Here is a 15484-nt window from a genome sequence, read left to right as displayed (position 1 = left end):
CCGACGCCCGCCACCCCATCCGCCCGCGGGGGTTCAGAGCATCGCCATGCCGCCATTGACATGGATGGTCTGGCCGGTGACGTAACCGGCCTCGGCACTGGCCAGATAGGCCACCGCCGCAGCAACCTCGTCCGGGGTTCCCATGCGGCCCGACGGGATCTGCGTCTGGATTCGCTGGCGCTGCTCGTCGTTCAGCGCATCGGTCATGGCGGTCGCGATGAAGCCCGGCGCAACGCAGTTGACGGTGATGCCACGCGATGCCACCTCGGCCGCGATCGCCTTGGTCATGCCGGCGATGCCGGCCTTGGAGGCGGCATAGTTCGCCTGGCCGGGATTGCCCGTGTGGCCCACGATCGACGTGACGGAGACGATGCGGCCCCAGCGCTGCTTCATCATTCCGCGCAGCGCGGCGCGGGACAGGCGGAAGGCTGCCGTCAGGTTCACGTCCAGCACACGCTGCCAGTCCTCGTCCTTCATGCGCAGCACCAGCCCGTCGCGCGTCAATCCGGCATTGTTGACCAGGATGTCGAGGCCGCCCAGCCGCGCCTCGGCCTCCTTGACCAGCGCGTCGGTGGCGGCCTGGTCGGAGAGGTCGGCGACCACGACCGCGGCGCGCTCGCCCAACTCGGCCGCCAGGGCCTCGAGCACGGGCGCCCGGGTGCCGGCCAGCGCCACGGCCGCGCCCTGCGCGTGGAGGATGCGGGCGATGGCGCCGCCGATCCCGCCCGAGGCGCCGGTCACCAGCGCGCGCTTGCCATCCAGCCGAAACATGCCCTCGTCCCTTCGTGCCGTGATCGGTGCTTCAGAGCGTCTTCAGGAAAATATCGACCTCGGCCGGCGTGGCCACCGCCTGGGTCGCCAGTTCGCGGTCGATGCGCTTCACCAGGCCCGACAGCACCCGCCCGGCACCCAGCTCGACCGCCGCGGTGGCGCCCCGTTCGCGTAGCGCCAGCACGCATTCGCGCCAGCGCACCATGGCCGTCACCTGCTCCACGAGCTGGCGGCGAATCGTATCCGGGTCGCTCGTGGCTGCCGCGCTGACGTTGGCAACCAGCGGCAGGGTCGGCGGCGCCAGGGCGACCTGCCCCAGGGCCTCCGCCATCACGTCGGCCGCGGGCCGCATCAGGGCGCAATGGAAGGGGGCGCTGACCGGCAGCAGGATGGCGCGCTTGGCGCCCCGCCCGGCCGCCAGCTTGACCGCACGCTCGACCGCCTCGCGATCGCCGCTGACCACGACCTGGCCCGGCGCATTGTCGTTGGCGGTATCGCAGACCTGGCCCTCGGCCGCCTCGGCCGCCACCGCCTGCGCCTGCTCCAGGTCGAGCCCCAGCAATGCAGCCATCGCACCGGCGCCGACCGGCACCGCCTTCTGCATCGCCTGGCCGCGCCGCTTCAGCAGGCGCGCGGCGTCGGCAAGAGTGAAGGCGCGGGCCGCCGCCAGGGCCGAATACTCGCCCAGCGAGTGGCCAGCGACGCAGATGCCCAGATCGGCCAGGCTGCGCCCGCTCTCGCTCTCGATGGCGCGCACGACGGCGACGCTGACCGCCATCAGGGCGGGCTGCGCATTCTCGGTCAGGACCAGATCGCTTTCCGGGCCCTCGAACATGAGGCGCGACAGCTTCTGGTCGAGCGCGTCGTCGACCTCCTCGAACACCAGCCGCGCGGCCGGAAAGGCATCCGCCAGTTCCCGTCCCATGCCGACCGCCTGGGAACCCTGCCCAGGAAAAACGAATGCTCTTGTCATTTCCCCCCGCGCGAACGCCGGCTCGCGAAACGCGCGGTCACTCATAAACGGGGATGGTGCGGAGTCAAGGTACGGCGTCGCCCGGACACCGCGACCGTACCGCGTCCCGGCACGCGGCTTGCGCGGGAGGCGACGATGTGTATATTCCCGCGCCTTCGCTCCTTGCCGGCCCAGCCGGCTAGGCCCCGTTCGCCGTGTCGAATCCGATCGTCCGGCGCCGGGCCCGCGAATAGCCAAAAGGAGTATCTGGCACCATGGCGTTCTATGAGAACGTTTTTATTGCTCGGCAGGACATTGCCGCGAACCAGGTCGAGGCATTGACCGAACAGTTCGCGACGATCATCACCGAGAACGGCGGGCAGGTCACCAAGCGCGAGTATTGGGGCCTTCGCAACGTCGCCTACCGAATCCGCAAGAATCGCAAGGCGCACTACGTCCTGCTCAACATCGACGCCCCGCCCGCGGCGGTGGCCGAGATGGAGCGTAACATGCGCATCAACGAAGATGTGCTGCGCAGCCTGACGGTCCGCGTCGACGCCCTGGAAGAGGGTCCGTCGGCGATGATGCAGTCCAAGGGCCGCGACGATCGCGACCGCCCGCGCCGGGAGTATGGCGACCGGGGCGATCGTGGTGACCGCGGCGACCGGGGTGATCGCGGCGACCGTGGCGATCGCGGTGGTGATCGGGAAGGCGGCCGCGACGCGGCCGTCGTCGCAGGAGGCGAAGCATGAGGTCCCCCTCTGGTGCCGGTGGAGCCGGCGGTGCGAGCAGCGGTGGTGCGGGCGAGCGGGCTGGTGGCGGCGGAGGCGGTCGTCGACCGTTCTTCCGGCGTCGCAAGAGCTGCCCCTTCTCGGGTCCGACCGCGCCCAAGATTGACTACAAGGACGTGAAGCTGCTCCAGCGCTTCGTGTCCGAGCGCGGCAAGATCGTTCCCAGCCGCATTACCGCCGTCTCCGCCAAGAAGCAGCGTGAACTGGCCCAGGCCATCAAGCGCGCCCGCTTCCTGGGCCTCCTGCCCTACCTCGTGAAGTAGGGCCGGATGCGATAGGACGGGCAGCGGACGGGCCGCCGCCATGCAGGGGCCGGTCCTCTATGCCTTCGGCGCCGGGCTGGCGAGTGCGTTGTTCGCACTCGCCGCCACGCTGGGAACGCCGGGCGCCATCATCTTCGCTTATCTGACTCAGCTGCCGCTCTTCGCGATCGGCCTGGGTCATTCGGCGGGGCTGCTGGCGATCTCGGGCGCGGTCGCGGCCGCGGTGCTGACGCTGGTGGAGAACGGCCTGTTCGCCGTCGTCTTCCTGGCCGTCAACGCGCTCCCGGCATACTGGCTGGCCCATCTGTCGCTGCTGAACCGGCCCCGGCCGGACGGCAGCGCCGATTGGTATCCGCCCGGCATGCTGGTGACATGGCTCACCGGCATGGCCGTCGCCGGCCTGGTCACCGCCTACCTCGCTTTCGGCGGGTCGGAAGGCGGGTTGCCAGGCACGGTGGAGCGGTTCCTGCGGGCAGGCCTGGCGATGATGGTAGGCGGACCGGAGGCGCAGATCGAGCGCGCGGTGGGGGCGGTTGCACCCCTCTTCCCCGCGGTCGTGCTGGTGTCCTGGATGGTCATGGTGGTCGTGAACGGGGCGCTGGCGCAGGGTGCGCTGGTCCGCTTCGGGCACAACCGCCGGCCGACGCCCCGGGTGTCCGACATCGAGCTGCCCAGATGGGCGCTCGTGCCGGTGGCAGCCGGGCTGGCCCTGGCGATACTGGGCGGCGGGGTGCCCGCACATTTCGGCTCGAACCTGAGCCTGGTGCTGTGCCTGCCGTTCTTCTTCGTCGGTCTGGCCGTCGTCCATGCCTATGCGAGGCGGCGTCCGTTACGCTGGGTCATCCTGGTTGGGGCCTATGCGGCGATAATGGTATTCGGTTGGCCTGCGGCGGCGCTGGTCGTCCTGGGTTTCGTGGAGCAGTGGGCCGGAATCCGGCGGCGCCTCGGCGAACCGCCCGCGGCCGAGAAGGAGTAGTACGATGGATGTGATCCTGCTCGAGCGGGTCGAGAATCTCGGCCAGATGGGCGAAGTGGTTAAGGTGCGCGCGGGTTTCGCCCGCAACTTCCTGCTGCCCAAGAAGAAGGCTCTCCGCGCCACCAAGGAGAACCTGTCGCATTTCGAGACGCGCCGTGCGCAGCTCGAGGCGGCGAACCTGAAGCGGCGCGACGAAGCGCAGTCCGTGGCCGTCAAGATGGAAGGCCTGTCGGTGACGGCGATCCGCCAGGCCGGCGAGTCGGGCCAGCTCTACGGCTCGGTGTCGCCCAAGGACGTGGCCGATGCGGTCACCGCCGGCGGCTTCACCGTCGAGCGCACGCAGGTCCTGATCGACCAGCCGATCAAGACGCTGGGCCTGCACACGGTCCGCGTAGCCCTGCACCCGGAAGTCTCGGTCAAGGTGACGGTCAACGTCGCCCAGTCGGTCGAGGAAGCCGCGGCCCAGGCACGCGCCGCCGCCCCCGCCCCGACCGCCGCCGCTGCCGAGCCGGCCGCAGCGGAAGAGGACGCGGCCGAGGAAGAGACCGAGGCCTGACGACGACTTCGGCACCGGCCCGCGGCAAGGTTGCCCGGGCCGGCGCCGGACAGACTGGAGTGACGGCGCGCGTCCGGCGCTGTCATCGGCCACTTCCATCCGACTAAGCCGTTGATGGAGCAGAGCTGCAATGCGTGCAGCGATGCTTGAGGACAAATTCAGGTTGTGGCGTAATTGTTACCCGCGCGGGGCAGCCCGAATCGGCACTCCGCACCGGCAAGAATTGCCCGGGGGTGGAACGCCATCATGCTGTTCGCTCGCTTCCTTCGTCACATCATCCGCCAGGGGACCCTGAAGCTCACCGATGCGGCGGGCAGAACCTGGACATTCGGCGACGGCACCGGCAAGCCCGTCGCGATCCGCCTGCACGACAAGGCGCTGCACACGCGGCTGGCCCTCAAACCGGAACTCCATGTCGGCGAAGCCTTCATGGACGGCACGCTGACCCTCGACGAGGGCACGCTCTACGATTTCCTGTTCCTGGCGACCGAGAACCTGGCACACATCCCGGAGCCGCCGGTGATGTCGGCGGGGCGCAAGCTGGAGCACTGGCTGCGCGGCCTGCGGCAGTACAACCCGGTCGCGCGCTCGCGCGCCAACGTCGCCCACCATTACGACCTGTCGGGCCGGCTCTACGACCTGTTCCTCGACGAGGACCGGCAATATTCCTGCGCCTACTTCATGCAGCCGGGCGACAGCCTGGAGACGGCCCAGCACAACAAGAAGCGCCACATCGCGGCCAAGCTGTTGCTGCAGCCCGGCCAGCATGTGCTGGACATCGGCTGCGGCTGGGGCGGGCTGGCACTCTATCTGGCCCAGACGGCAGGGGTCGAGGTGACCGGGCTCACCCTGTCGGAGGAGCAGCACAAGGTGGCCCAGGAGCGCGCCCGCCGCGCCGGGCTCAGCGATCGCGTGCGGTTCCTGCTACGGGACTATCGCGAGGAGACCGGGCGCTACGACCGTATCGTGTCGGTCGGCATGTTCGAGCATGTCGGCATCAACCAGTACGATACGTTCTTCCGCCAGGTGCAGAAGCTGCTGGCCGAGGACGGGGTCGCCCTGCTCCACTCCATCGGCCGCTCGGACGGGCCGGGTGCCACCAACCCGTGGCTGCGCAAGTACATCTTCCCCGGCGGCTATTCCCCGGCCCTGTCCGAGGTACTGCCGATCGTCGAGCGCACCGGCCTGTTCGTGACCGACGTGGAGATCCTGCGCCTGCACTACGCCTACACGCTGCGCCATTGGCGCGAGCGGTTCGAGGCCAGCCGCGACGAGATCCGTCAGATCTACGACGAGCGCTTCTGCCGCATGTGGGAGTTCTATCTGGTTGGCTGCGAACTGGCCTTCGTCAACCAGGGCCACATGGTCTTCCAGATGCAGATGACCCGCGACCTGAAGGCGGTGCCGCTGACCCGCGACTATATCCACGAATGGGAAAGCCGGGCGGACGCGCGGGCGGACATAGCGGCCTGATCGGGTTGGATATCTGACGATCGTACCCGTGTTCCACAGGGCTGTGGATAAAATGCAACCAAGGTCCGGGCCCGATATCGGGTAATGTGCCGGCGATGGAGAACATCCTCTCGATCGCCAGCGTCACCCCGCTGCATGACGGCCCGGCCTACCGCTCCCCCCCACGCAACGAAGAAGCCGAGCAGGCGCTGCTGGGCGCCATCCTCGTCAACAACCAGGCCTTCCAGCGCGTCAGCGAGATCGTGGCCGCCGAGCATTTCGCCAACGGCATCCATGCGCGCATCTTCTCCGCCGCCGCCAAGCTGATCGAGCGCGGCCAGATCGCCGACCCGGTGACGCTCCGGACCTATTTCGAGCAGGACAAGGCGCTGGCCGATGTCGGCGGCGCCAACTACCTGGCCCGTCTGGCGGCGGCATCGGCCACCATCATCAATGCCGAGCACTACGCCCACTCGATCCGCGACCTGCACCTGCGGCGCGAACTGATCGAGCTGGGCGAGGACATCGTCAACACCGCCCACGACGCCGAGCCCGACGTGACGGCCATCGGCCAGCTCGAAACGGCCGAGCAACGGCTGTTCAACCTGGCCACCACCGGCAGCGGCGAGGGCGGCTTCCGCACCTTCGAGAGCGCGCTGGTCGAGGCCATCCACATGGCCGAGGCCGCGTTCAAGCGGGCGGGCCACGTCGCCGGCGTCGGTACCGGCTTCATCGACATGGACAAGCGCCTGGGCGGCCTGCATCCGTCCGACCTCGTGATCCTCGCCGGCCGGCCGGCCATGGGCAAGACGGCGCTCGCCACCAACATCGCCTTCCACGCCGCCCGGCACTATCGCGAGGGCCGCAATCCGGACGGCTCGATCAAGGCCGAGGATGGCGCGGTCGTCGCCTTCTTTTCGCTGGAAATGTCGGCCGAGCAGCTTGCCACCCGCATCCTGGCCGAGGTCTCGGGCGTGCCGTCCGACCAGATCCGCCGCGGCGACGTGAAGGCCGAGGAGTTTCCGAAGTTCGTCGAGGCGAGCCAGACCCTGGCCTCGATCCCCATGTTCATCGACGACACCCCGGCCCTCAGCATCTCGGCCATCCGCACCCGCGCCCGCCGCCTTGCCCGACAGCGCGGGCTGGGCCTGATCGTCGTCGACTACCTCCAGCTCCTGCGCGGTTCCACCGGGTCCAAGCAGGAGAACCGGGTCCAGGAAATCTCGGAAATCACGCGCGGCCTGAAGGCGATCGCCAAGGAACTGAACGTGCCGGTGCTGGCGCTTTCCCAGCTATCGCGCGCGGTGGAGCAGCGCGAGGACAAGCACCCGCAGCTTGCCGACCTGCGCGAATCCGGCTCGATCGAGCAGGACGCGGACGTGGTCATGTTCGTGTTCCGCGAGGAATACTACCTGCGCAACGAGCCGGTGCGCCGCCCCGACGAGACCGAGGACAAATTCAACGACCGCTACCAGCGCTGGTCGCAGCGCCTGCAGGAGGTGGCCGACACCGCCGAGGTGATCATCGCCAAGCAGCGGCATGGTCCCACCGGCACGGTCCGCCTGCGCTTCGACGGGCGCATCACCAAGTTCGAGAATCTGGCCGAAGGCGACCATCTGCCCGATGCGCACCACTGATACTGTCCGGCCAGCCGGGGCCACCCTGACGGTCGACCTCGACGCGATCGGCGGGAACTATCGCATCCTCGTCCGCGAACTGGCCGGCGTGCCTTGCGCGGCCGTGGTCAAGGCCGACGCCTACGGCCTGGGCGCGGCACAGGTGGCGCCCGCCCTGGCGCGGGCCGGCGCACGCTGGTTCTTCACCGCCCATCTGGACGAGGCGATCGCGGTGCGCGCGGTGCTGCCGGGCGACGCGCGCGTCGCCGTGCTGAACGGCATCTGGCCGGGGCTGGAGGCCGCCTTCGTCGCCCATGACCTGCTGCCGGTACTGAACGACCTGGGCCAGGTGGCACTGTGGCAGGCCCATGCCCGGCAGTTGGGCCGCCCCCTGCCCGCCCTGGTGCAGTTCGACACCGGCATGGCCCGCCTCGGGCTGCCGCCAGCCGAGGCCGCGGTCCTGGCGGCGGAGCCCGACCGGCTCGCCGGCGTCGACACGCAGCTCGTCATGAGCCACCTCGCCTGCGCCGACGAGCCCGGACACCCGCTCAATCGAACCCAGCTCGACCGTTTCTGGGCCTTGCGCCAGGCCTTCCCGGGCGTGCCGGCCAGCCTGGCCGCCTCGTCCGGCATCTTCCTCGGGGCCGACTATCATTTCGACCTGGGGCGGCCGGGCGTCGCCCTCTACGGCGTCAACCCGACCCCGGAACGACCCAACCCCATGCGGCCCGTCCTGCGGCTGGAGGCCCGCATCCTCCAGGTCCGTCACATTGACCCGGGCGAGAGCGTTGGCTATGGTGCGGCGCACCGTGCCTCCAGGCCGACTAAAGTCGCAACGGTTCCAATCGGTTACGCCGATGGCTTCCTGCGATCGTCGAGTTCTCGCGGCCATTTCCTCCTGAACGGCGAACGCGCGCCGATTCTGGGCCGGGTATCGATGGACCTGATCACGCTCGACGTTACGGATTTCCCCGAAGCCCATGCCCATCCCGGTGCCGCCGTGGTGGCGATCGGCGATGCGCGCCCGATCGACGCCGTCGCGGCCGATGCCGGGACGATCGGCTACGAGTTCCTGACCGGGCTCGGTCCGCGCTATGCCCGCGTCTATCGCGGCCTGGACCGGGCGGCCTAGACGGTGGGTTTCCTCGCCTCGATCGGCCGCGTCTTCCTGCAGCTCCTGGCCACCACCGGGTCGGTCAGCCTGTTCGCGGGCCAGGCCATCGCGCTCTCCGTCCGGCCGCCCTGGCACTGGCGCCTGATCCTGCGCCAGATGATGAACATCGGCTTCTACTCCCTGCCGGTGGTCGGCCTGACGGCGCTCTTCACCGGCATGGTGCTGGCGCTCCAGAGCTACACCGGCTTCTCGCGCTTCGCCGCCGACAGCGCCATCCCGACCGTCGTCGTGATCTCGATCACCCGCGAGCTGGGCCCGGTCATCGCCGGATTGATGGTTGCAGGCCGCATCGGCGCCTCGATGGCGGCCGAGATCGGCACCATGCGCGTGACCGAGCAGATCGACGCGCTGACCACCCTTTCGACCAACCCGATGAAGTACCTGGTCGCCCCGCGCCTGCTGGCCGGCATGACCATGCTGCCGCTGCTGGTGCTGGTGGCGGACGCCATCGGCGTCTTCGGCGGCTATGTCGTGTCGGTCCACAAGCTGGGTTTCAACCCGGCCAACTACCTGAAGCGGACCTTCGAGTATCTTCAGGTGATGGACGTGGTGTCGGGCCTGGTGAAGGCCGGCGTCTTCGGCTTCCTGATCGCGCTGATGGGCTGCTACCACGGCTATCGCTCGCGGGGCGGGGCGCAGGGCGTGGGTGCCGCCACCACCCAGGCGGTGGTGACGGCGTCCATCCTGATCCTGCTGTCGAACTATCTCGTCACCGAGCTTTTCTTCTCGCACCGATGAGCACGACACCCAAGATCCAGGTGCGCGGGCTGAGCAAGCGCTTCGGCCCCAAGGTCGTGCTCGACGGCGTCGACCTCGACATCGCCCAGGGCGAATCCCTGGTCGTCATCGGCGGTTCGGGCAGCGGCAAATCGGTGATGATCAAGTGCATCCTGGGCCTGATCCGCCCCGATGCCGGCAGCATCACCATCGACGGCGAGGATATCACCCGGCTCGACCGCCGCGGGCGCGAGCGCGTCATGGCCAAGTTCGGCATGCTGTTCCAGGGCGGCGCCCTCTTCGACAGCCTGCCGGTGTGGGAGAACGTCGCCTTCGGCCTGATCCAGGGCCGCGGCACGCCGCGGGCCGAGGCCCGCCAGGTCGCCATGCGCAAACTCCAGGCTGTCGGCCTGGGCGAGCAGGTCGGCAACCTGTCGCCGTCCGAGCTGTCGGGCGGCATGCAGAAGCGCGTGGCACTCGCCCGCGCGATCGCGACCGAGCCCGAGATCATCCTCTTCGACGAGCCGACCACCGGCCTCGACCCGATCATGGCCGACGTGATCAACGACCTGATCGTGTCCTGCGTCCAGGAACTGGGCGCCACCACGATCACCATCACCCACGACATGCATTCGGCGCGCAAGATCGCCAGCCGCGTGGCCATGATCTATGCCGGCAAGATCATCTGGGAGGGGCCGGCGGCCTCGATCGACTCCTCCGGCAATCCCTATGTCGACCAGTTCGTGAACGGCCACGCCGAGGGCCCGATCCGGATGGAGGTGCGGCCGCTCTGACGGTCGCACCCAACCGGCCCACGTCCATGGCCCGACCCGCCGCCCGCTTCGTCTGCCAGCAGTGCGGCGCCGTCCACCCGAAATGGGCCGGCCGGTGCGAGGATTGCGGCGCGTGGAATTCGCTCGTCGAGGAAACCGGCGGCGACGGCCCACCCAAGGGACTGGGCACCGGCAAGGGCCGGCGCATCGAACTGGTCGGGCTCGAAGGCAGCGAGCAGGACGCGCCACGCCGCGTCACCGGCATCGGCGAGTTCGACCGGGTGGCCGGCGGCGGGCTGGTGCCCGGCAGCGCGCTGCTGGTCGGCGGCGATCCCGGCATCGGCAAGTCGACCCTGCTGCTGCAGGTGGCGGCCCGTCTGGCCGGCAGCGGCACCGTCCTCTACATCTCGGGCGAAGAGGCGATCGAGCAGGTGCGGATGCGCGCCCGCCGGCTCGACGTCGCCGGCTCGCCCGTCTCGCTGGCGGCCGCCACCAGCGTGCGCGACATCGTGGCGTCGCTCGACCAGGGGCCGGCACCGGCGCTCGTGGTCATCGACTCCATCCAGACCATGTACCTGGACTCGCTGGACTCGGCACCCGGCACGGTCGCCCAGGTGCGTTCCAGCGCCCAGGAGTTGATCCGGCTCGCCAAACGGCGCGGCTTCGCCCTGGTGCTGGTCGGCCACGTCACCAAGGAAGGCACCATCGCCGGCCCGCGCGTGCTGGAGCACATGGTCGACACCGTCCTCTATTTCGAGGGCGAGCGCGGGCACCAGTTCCGCATCCTGCGCGCGGTCAAGAACCGCTTCGGTCCGACCGACGAGATCGGCGTGTTCGAGATGACCGATCGCGGCCTGGACGAGGTGCTGAACCCGTCCGCTCTCTTCCTGGCCGACCGCCAGGGCGACATCTCGGGTGCGGCCGTCTTCGCCGGGATGGAGGGCACGCGGCCGATGCTGGTGGAGATCCAGGCCCTGGTCGCCCCGTCCGCCCCCGGCACGCCGCGGCGCGCGGTCGTCGGCTGGGACGGCGGGCGCCTGTCGATGATCCTGGCCGTGCTGGAAGCGCGCGGCGGGGTGGCAATCGGCGGCAACGACATCTACCTGAATGTGGCCGGCGGCCTGCGCATCCAGGAACCCGCGGCCGACCTTGCCGTTGCAGCCGCATTGATCTCGGCTTCGACCGGGCAGGCGCTGCCGGCGGCCACGGTGGTGTTCGGGGAAATCGGCCTGTCGGGCGAGGTGCGGGCGGTGAGCCAGACGGAGCAGCGGTTGAAGGAAGCGGGCAAGCTCGGCTTCGAGCATGCCCTGATGCCACCGCAGCGCGGGCGCCGCCTGGCGCGCTCGGCCGAGGTAACCTTGCAGGAGATCGGCACGGTGGCCGAATTGTGCGCCCTCTTCGACGAGAAGCGCGCGGCGGGCGGGCGACCCGGCGGGGATCGGCCTCGGTCATGAACGAACTGAACTATGCCGACCTCGGGATAGCCGGCGTCATCCTGCTGTCGGCGCTGTTCGCCGTGATGAGGGGCTTCGTGCGCGAGGTCTTGTCGGTCGCCGGCTGGATCGGCGCCGGCCTGGTGGCGCTCTACGGCTTCACGCCCTTGCGCGGCCATGCCCGCGACCTGCTGGGGCCGACGCTGTTTGCCGACATCGCCCTGGGTGCGGTCCTCTTCCTCTTCGCCCTCATCGTCTTCTCGCTGATCACCCATGCCATCGCCAACCGCGTGCGCGGCAGCGCGCTCAGCGCCGTCGACCGGACGCTGGGGCTGCTGTTCGGCATCGCCCGCGGGGCGGTGCTGGTGTGCCTGGCCTACCTGCTGCTCGCCTGGGCCGTTCCAGCCGGCGAGCATCCGCCCTGGATCCGTGGCGCCCGGGCATTGCCATTGGTGCAGCAAGGGGCCACATGGCTGACCACGCTGGTGCCCAAGGAGTTCCGTGATCGTGCGCTCGACGAAGGACAGAGATTGCGGGACCAGGCCCGCGATACGAACAGGGCCGTGAAGACCCTGACGAGCCCGCCGATCGGCGCCCCTGCCCCGCCGCCGCCCGGCTATTCGCCGGGGGAACGACGGGAACTGGACCGGACCCTGCGGCAGAGCACGCAGTAGGCCCCGGCAGAGAGTCATTCACGAATCGTGGAAACCGCGTGCGTGGCGGTTTCGAGACAGCTATAACCGCCCCGTCGATGAAGCCCATGGCGCTTGCTCCACCTGGGTCGGACGGGCGGCGGAGAACGGCGATGCAGACGCTGACCACCCATCCCTTCGACGACGACCACTTCAAGGAAGAGTGCGGCGTCTTCGGGATCTTCGGACACCCGGAAGCGGCCGCCCACGCCGCGCTTGGCCTGCATGCGCTTCAGCATCGCGGTCAGGAATCGGCGGGCATCGTCAGCTATGACGGCATCCAGTTCCATGCCCATCGCGGCCTTGGCCAGGTGGGCGAGAATTTCAGCTCGCAGGCGACGATGCAGTCGCTGGTCGGCGCCATGGCGATCGGCCATGTCCGCTATGCCACCACCGGCGACACCACGCTGCGCAACGTGCAGCCGCTGTTCGCCGATTTCGAGTTCGGCGGGCTGGCGATCTGCCACAACGGCAACCTCACCAACTCCTACGGCATCCGGCGCGAACTTGTGCGCCGCGGCAGCCTGTTCCAGTCGACCACCGACACCGAGGTGATCGTCCACCTGATCGCCACCAGCCTGCGGGCGACCGTCGTCGATCGCATGATCGACGCGCTGCACCGGGTCGAGGGCGCCTATTCCCTGGTCGCCATGTCGAGCAAGGAGTTGGTCGGCGTGCGCGACCCGCTGGGCGTGCGGCCGCTGGTGCTGGGCCGGCTCGGCACGACCTGGATCCTGACATCGGAGACCTGCGCCTTCGACATCATCGGCGCGGAGTTCGTGCGCGACGTCGAGCCGGGCGAGATGGTCGTCATCAACGAGGCCGGCATCCGCAGCATCTTCCCCTTCGCGCGGCCGCCCAAGCGCTTCTGCGTCTTCGAGTACATCTACTTCGCCAGGCCCGACAGCATCGTCGAAGGCACCAGCGTCTACGAGGCGCGCAAGCGCATCGGCGCCGAGCTGGCGCGCGAGAGCCATGTCGACGCCGACCTGGTGATCCCCGTGCCGGATTCGGGCGTGCCGGCCTCGATCGGCTATGCGGCGGCGGCCGGCATCCCGTTCGAGCTGGGCATCATCCGCAACCACTATGTCGGCCGCACCTTCATCGAGCCCAGCGACCATATCCGCCACCTGGGCGTGAAGCTGAAGCACAACGCCAACCGGGCGATGATCGAGGGCAAGCGGGTGATCCTGGTGGACGACAGCATCGTCCGCGGCACCACCTCGACCAAGATCGTCGAAATGGTCCGTCAGGCGGGTGCCCGCGAGGTGCACATGCGCATCTCCAGCCCGCCCACCACCAATTCCTGCTTCTACGGCATCGACACGCCCGAGCGCGAGCGGCTGCTGGCGTCGCGCTTCGACGTCGCCGGCATGGCCAAGTTCATCGGCGCCGATTCGTTGGCCTTCATCTCGATCGACGGCCTCTACCGCGCCATGGGCCATGACGGCCGCAACGCCAGCCAGCCGCAGTTCTGCGACGCCTGCTTCACCGGCGAGTATCCGACGACCCTGGCCGACTATGACGCCGCCGGCACGCCTGCCCAGCTTTCCCTTCTCGCCGAGATCGCCTGACCCCTATGACTGAAGCTGCTGCCCCCCGCCGGTTGGCGGGGAAGGTTGCCGTCGTGACCGGTGCTTCCCGCGGCCTGGGCGCGGCCGCCGCCGTCGCCATCGCCGCGGAAGGCGCCCATCTGATCCTGGTCGCCCGCACCGTGGGCGGACTGGAGGAAACCGACGACGCGGTGCGTCGCGCCGGCGGCAGTGCCACCCTGGTGCCGCTCGACCTCAAGGAGGGCGAGCGCATCGACCAGTTGGGGGCCGCCCTGCACAGCCGCTTCGGCAAGCTGGACATGCTGGTGGCAGCCGCCGGGGCGCTGGGCACGCTGACCCCTGTCGGCCATATCCGCCCGGAGCATTGGGCCGATGTGATGGCCGTCAACCTGACCGCCAACTGGCGCCTGATCCGCAGCCTCGACCCGCTGCTTCGCCTGTCGGATGCTGGCCGCGCAGTGTTCGTGAGCTGCCCGGAGGCAACCGGCCGGGACGCCTACTGGGCCGGCTATGCCGTCAGCAAGGGCGGGCTGGAAACGCTGGTCCGGCTCTACGCGGCCGAACTCGCCAACACGCGCGTGCGCGCCAACATCTTCGATCCGGGCGCCATGCGCACCGGCCTGCGGGCCGCCGCCTTCCCCGGCGAGGACCCGACCATGGTGCCCAGCCCGGACGATGCCGCGAACGCCATGCTGCCGATGCTGATGGCCGCATATCCCCACCAGGGCGAGCGCGTCGTTTTCGCGTGAGGATCCGGCTCGCCGCGCTGCTTCTGTCGGTCGCAGCGGCGGCCCCCTGCCTCGCCTTCGAACTGCAAAGCCACCGTGGCGGCCGCGGCCTGTGGCCGGAGAACTCGCTGACGGCATTCGCCGGGTCGCTCGGTCTCGGCGTTTCGGTGCTGGAACTGGACACCGGCATCACGGCCGACGGCGCGGTGGTGGTTCACCACGACCCGGCCCTCAACCCGGAGATTGCGCGCGGGCGCGACGGGCGGTGGATTTCCGCACCCGGCCCGCTGCTGCGTCAACTGACCCTGGAGCAGATCCAGTCCTACGATATCGGCCGCGCGGACCCGACATCGCGCTACCCCGCGCGCCATCCGGCCCTCCAGCCCGTCGACGGCGAGCGCGTACCGACGCTGGACGCGGTCTTCGCGCTCGCGGCGCGCAGCGGCAACGGCCAGGTGCGCTTCAACATCGAGACCAAGCTGTCGCCGGCCAGGCCCGACGATACGGCCTCGCCCGAGCTGTTCGCCGAGCGGCTGCTTGCCGTCATCCACACAGCCGGCATGGAAGAGCGGGTGACCATCCAGTCCTTCGACTGGCGCACGCTGCGCCTCGTGCAGCAGGCGGCGCCGGGCATCCCCACGGTCTATCTGTCCGCACAGCAGCGATTCCTGGACAATATCCAGGCGGCGTCGCCAGGTGCCAGCGCCTGGACGGCCGGCATCGCGGCCGCCGATCATGGTGGGTCGGTGCCGCGCATGGTCAAGGCCGCGGGCGGTCGCGTCTGGTCGCCCTTCTATCGCGACCCGACCGACGACGACATCGCCACTGCCCGCCGGCTCGGTCTCCAGGTCGTCGTGTGGACGGTGAACGACCGTGCCGAAATGGCCGGCCTGCTCGACCGCGGCATCGACGGCATCATCACCGACCGTCCGGATATCCTGCGCGCCCTGATGGCGGAACGCGGCATGGCGCAGCCTACGGCCACGCCCGTCGCGCACTGATCGGCCCGGCCTTGCCCGGCGGCCGATCGCCGTGGG

16 protein-coding genes are annotated in these 15484 nt (G+C 69.4%); 14 read left to right on the top strand and 2 right to left on the bottom strand.

Translation table 11 applies throughout. The features are described 5' to 3' along the window. Positions 1–33: 33 nt before the first annotated feature. Together fabG and fabD are read right to left on the bottom strand one after the other, a co-directional pair. The gene (gene fabG / locus STVA_RS11530; protein WP_123688096.1) at positions 34–771 is read right to left on the bottom strand and encodes a 3-oxoacyl-[acyl-carrier-protein] reductase; all 738 of its coding nucleotides are present in this window, start codon (positions 769–771) and stop codon (positions 34–36) included. 31 nt (positions 772–802) lie between these two features. After that, positions 803–1744, bottom strand: a complete 942-nt coding sequence (gene fabD, locus STVA_RS11525; RefSeq protein ID WP_123688095.1) for an ACP S-malonyltransferase — start codon at positions 1742–1744, stop codon at positions 803–805. 254 nt (positions 1745–1998) lie between these two features. Between fabD and rpsF the strand changes: the two genes are divergently transcribed. The 14 genes from rpsF to STVA_RS11455 all read left to right on the top strand — a co-directional run bounded on the left by rpsF (position 1999) and on the right by STVA_RS11455 (position 15448). After that, a complete protein-coding gene (gene rpsF, locus STVA_RS11520; RefSeq protein WP_123688094.1) occupies positions 1999–2475 on the top strand; it encodes a 30S ribosomal protein S6 in 477 nt (158 codons plus the stop codon). Beyond that, positions 2472–2777: a 30S ribosomal protein S18 gene (gene rpsR, locus STVA_RS11515; RefSeq protein WP_123688093.1), complete on the top strand. Its 306-nt coding sequence runs from the start codon at positions 2472–2474 to the stop codon at positions 2775–2777. The genes rpsF and rpsR overlap by 4 nt, the downstream gene beginning before the upstream one ends. Before the next feature lie 40 nt (positions 2778–2817). After that, a complete protein-coding gene (locus STVA_RS11510; RefSeq protein WP_123688092.1) occupies positions 2818–3753 on the top strand; it encodes a DUF2232 domain-containing protein in 936 nt (311 codons plus the stop codon). 4 nt (positions 3754–3757) lie between these two features. Then, positions 3758–4309: a 50S ribosomal protein L9 gene (gene rplI, locus STVA_RS11505; RefSeq protein WP_123688091.1), complete on the top strand. Its 552-nt coding sequence runs from the start codon at positions 3758–3760 to the stop codon at positions 4307–4309. 246 nt (positions 4310–4555) lie between these two features. Continuing rightward, positions 4556–5782, top strand: a complete 1227-nt coding sequence (locus STVA_RS11500; protein ID WP_123688090.1) for an SAM-dependent methyltransferase — start codon at positions 4556–4558, stop codon at positions 5780–5782. Positions 5783–5877: 95 nt separating this feature from the next. Continuing rightward, positions 5878–7398: a replicative DNA helicase gene (locus STVA_RS11495; RefSeq protein WP_123688089.1), complete on the top strand. Its 1521-nt coding sequence runs from the start codon at positions 5878–5880 to the stop codon at positions 7396–7398. Next, positions 7385–8509 (top strand): alanine racemase, encoded by a 1125-nt coding sequence (gene alr, locus STVA_RS11490; RefSeq protein ID WP_123688088.1) that lies wholly within the window; start codon positions 7385–7387, stop codon positions 8507–8509. The genes STVA_RS11495 and alr overlap by 14 nt, the downstream gene beginning before the upstream one ends. 3 nt (positions 8510–8512) lie before the next feature. Then, positions 8513–9289, top strand: coding sequence for an MlaE family ABC transporter permease (locus STVA_RS11485; RefSeq protein ID WP_123688087.1), 777 nt, complete (start codon positions 8513–8515; stop codon positions 9287–9289). Next, the gene (locus STVA_RS11480) at positions 9286–10062 is read left to right on the top strand and encodes an ABC transporter ATP-binding protein (protein ID WP_123688086.1); all 777 of its coding nucleotides are present in this window, start codon (positions 9286–9288) and stop codon (positions 10060–10062) included. The genes STVA_RS11485 and STVA_RS11480 overlap by 4 nt, the downstream gene beginning before the upstream one ends. A 26-nt stretch (positions 10063–10088) precedes the next feature. Next, a complete protein-coding gene (radA, locus tag STVA_RS11475; protein WP_123688085.1) occupies positions 10089–11495 on the top strand; it encodes a DNA repair protein RadA in 1407 nt (468 codons plus the stop codon). After that, on the top strand, positions 11492–12148 hold the full coding sequence (locus STVA_RS11470) for a CvpA family protein (protein WP_123688084.1): 657 nt from the start codon (positions 11492–11494) through the stop codon (positions 12146–12148). The genes radA and STVA_RS11470 overlap by 4 nt, the downstream gene beginning before the upstream one ends. Before the next feature lie 131 nt (positions 12149–12279). Continuing rightward, positions 12280–13740 carry an amidophosphoribosyltransferase gene (purF, locus tag STVA_RS11465; protein WP_123688083.1) on the top strand — a complete coding sequence of 487 codons (1461 nt, stop codon included), beginning with the start codon at positions 12280–12282 and terminating at the stop codon, positions 13738–13740. Between the two features lie 53 nt (positions 13741–13793). After that, positions 13794–14468, top strand: a complete 675-nt coding sequence (locus tag STVA_RS11460; protein WP_245978154.1) for an SDR family NAD(P)-dependent oxidoreductase — start codon at positions 13794–13796, stop codon at positions 14466–14468. Beyond that, on the top strand, positions 14465–15448 hold the full coding sequence (locus tag STVA_RS11455; protein ID WP_123688081.1) for a glycerophosphodiester phosphodiesterase: 984 nt from the start codon (positions 14465–14467) through the stop codon (positions 15446–15448). Before STVA_RS11460 ends, STVA_RS11455 begins: the two co-directional genes overlap by 4 nt. The last annotated feature ends 36 nt before the right edge of the window (positions 15449–15484 follow it).

This window comes from Stella humosa (genome assembly GCF_006738645.1).
GTDB classification, from domain to species: Bacteria; Pseudomonadota; Alphaproteobacteria; order ATCC43930; family Allostellaceae; genus Allostella; species Allostella humosa.
Note: the sequence above shows the minus strand (reverse complement) of the source record. Positions and strands in the feature narration are given on the sequence as shown.

What these genes read in the sequence shown, in the direction of transcription:
- fabG (WP_123688096.1), bottom strand. Translation starts at nt 771, where the DNA reads ATGTTTCGGCTGGATGGCAAGCGCGCGCTGGTGACCGGCGCCTCGGGC.
- fabD (WP_123688095.1), bottom strand. Translation starts at nt 1,744, where the DNA reads ATGACAAGAGCATTCGTTTTTCCTGGGCAGGGTTCCCAGGCGGTCGGC.
- rpsF (WP_123688094.1), top strand. Translation starts at nt 1,999, where the DNA reads ATGGCGTTCTATGAGAACGTTTTTATTGCTCGGCAGGACATTGCCGCG.
- rpsR (WP_123688093.1), top strand. Translation starts at nt 2,472, where the DNA reads ATGAGGTCCCCCTCTGGTGCCGGTGGAGCCGGCGGTGCGAGCAGCGGT.
- STVA_RS11510 (WP_123688092.1), top strand. Translation starts at nt 2,818, where the DNA reads ATGCAGGGGCCGGTCCTCTATGCCTTCGGCGCCGGGCTGGCGAGTGCG.
- rplI (WP_123688091.1), top strand. Translation starts at nt 3,758, where the DNA reads ATGGATGTGATCCTGCTCGAGCGGGTCGAGAATCTCGGCCAGATGGGC.
- STVA_RS11500 (WP_123688090.1), top strand. Translation starts at nt 4,556, where the DNA reads ATGCTGTTCGCTCGCTTCCTTCGTCACATCATCCGCCAGGGGACCCTG.
- STVA_RS11495 (WP_123688089.1), top strand. Translation starts at nt 5,878, where the DNA reads ATGGAGAACATCCTCTCGATCGCCAGCGTCACCCCGCTGCATGACGGC.
- alr (WP_123688088.1), top strand. Translation starts at nt 7,385, where the DNA reads ATGCGCACCACTGATACTGTCCGGCCAGCCGGGGCCACCCTGACGGTC.
- STVA_RS11480 (WP_123688086.1), top strand. Translation starts at nt 9,286, where the DNA reads ATGAGCACGACACCCAAGATCCAGGTGCGCGGGCTGAGCAAGCGCTTC.
- radA (WP_123688085.1), top strand. Translation starts at nt 10,089, where the DNA reads ATGGCCCGACCCGCCGCCCGCTTCGTCTGCCAGCAGTGCGGCGCCGTC.
- STVA_RS11470 (WP_123688084.1), top strand. Translation starts at nt 11,492, where the DNA reads ATGAACGAACTGAACTATGCCGACCTCGGGATAGCCGGCGTCATCCTG.
- purF (WP_123688083.1), top strand. Translation starts at nt 12,280, where the DNA reads ATGCAGACGCTGACCACCCATCCCTTCGACGACGACCACTTCAAGGAA.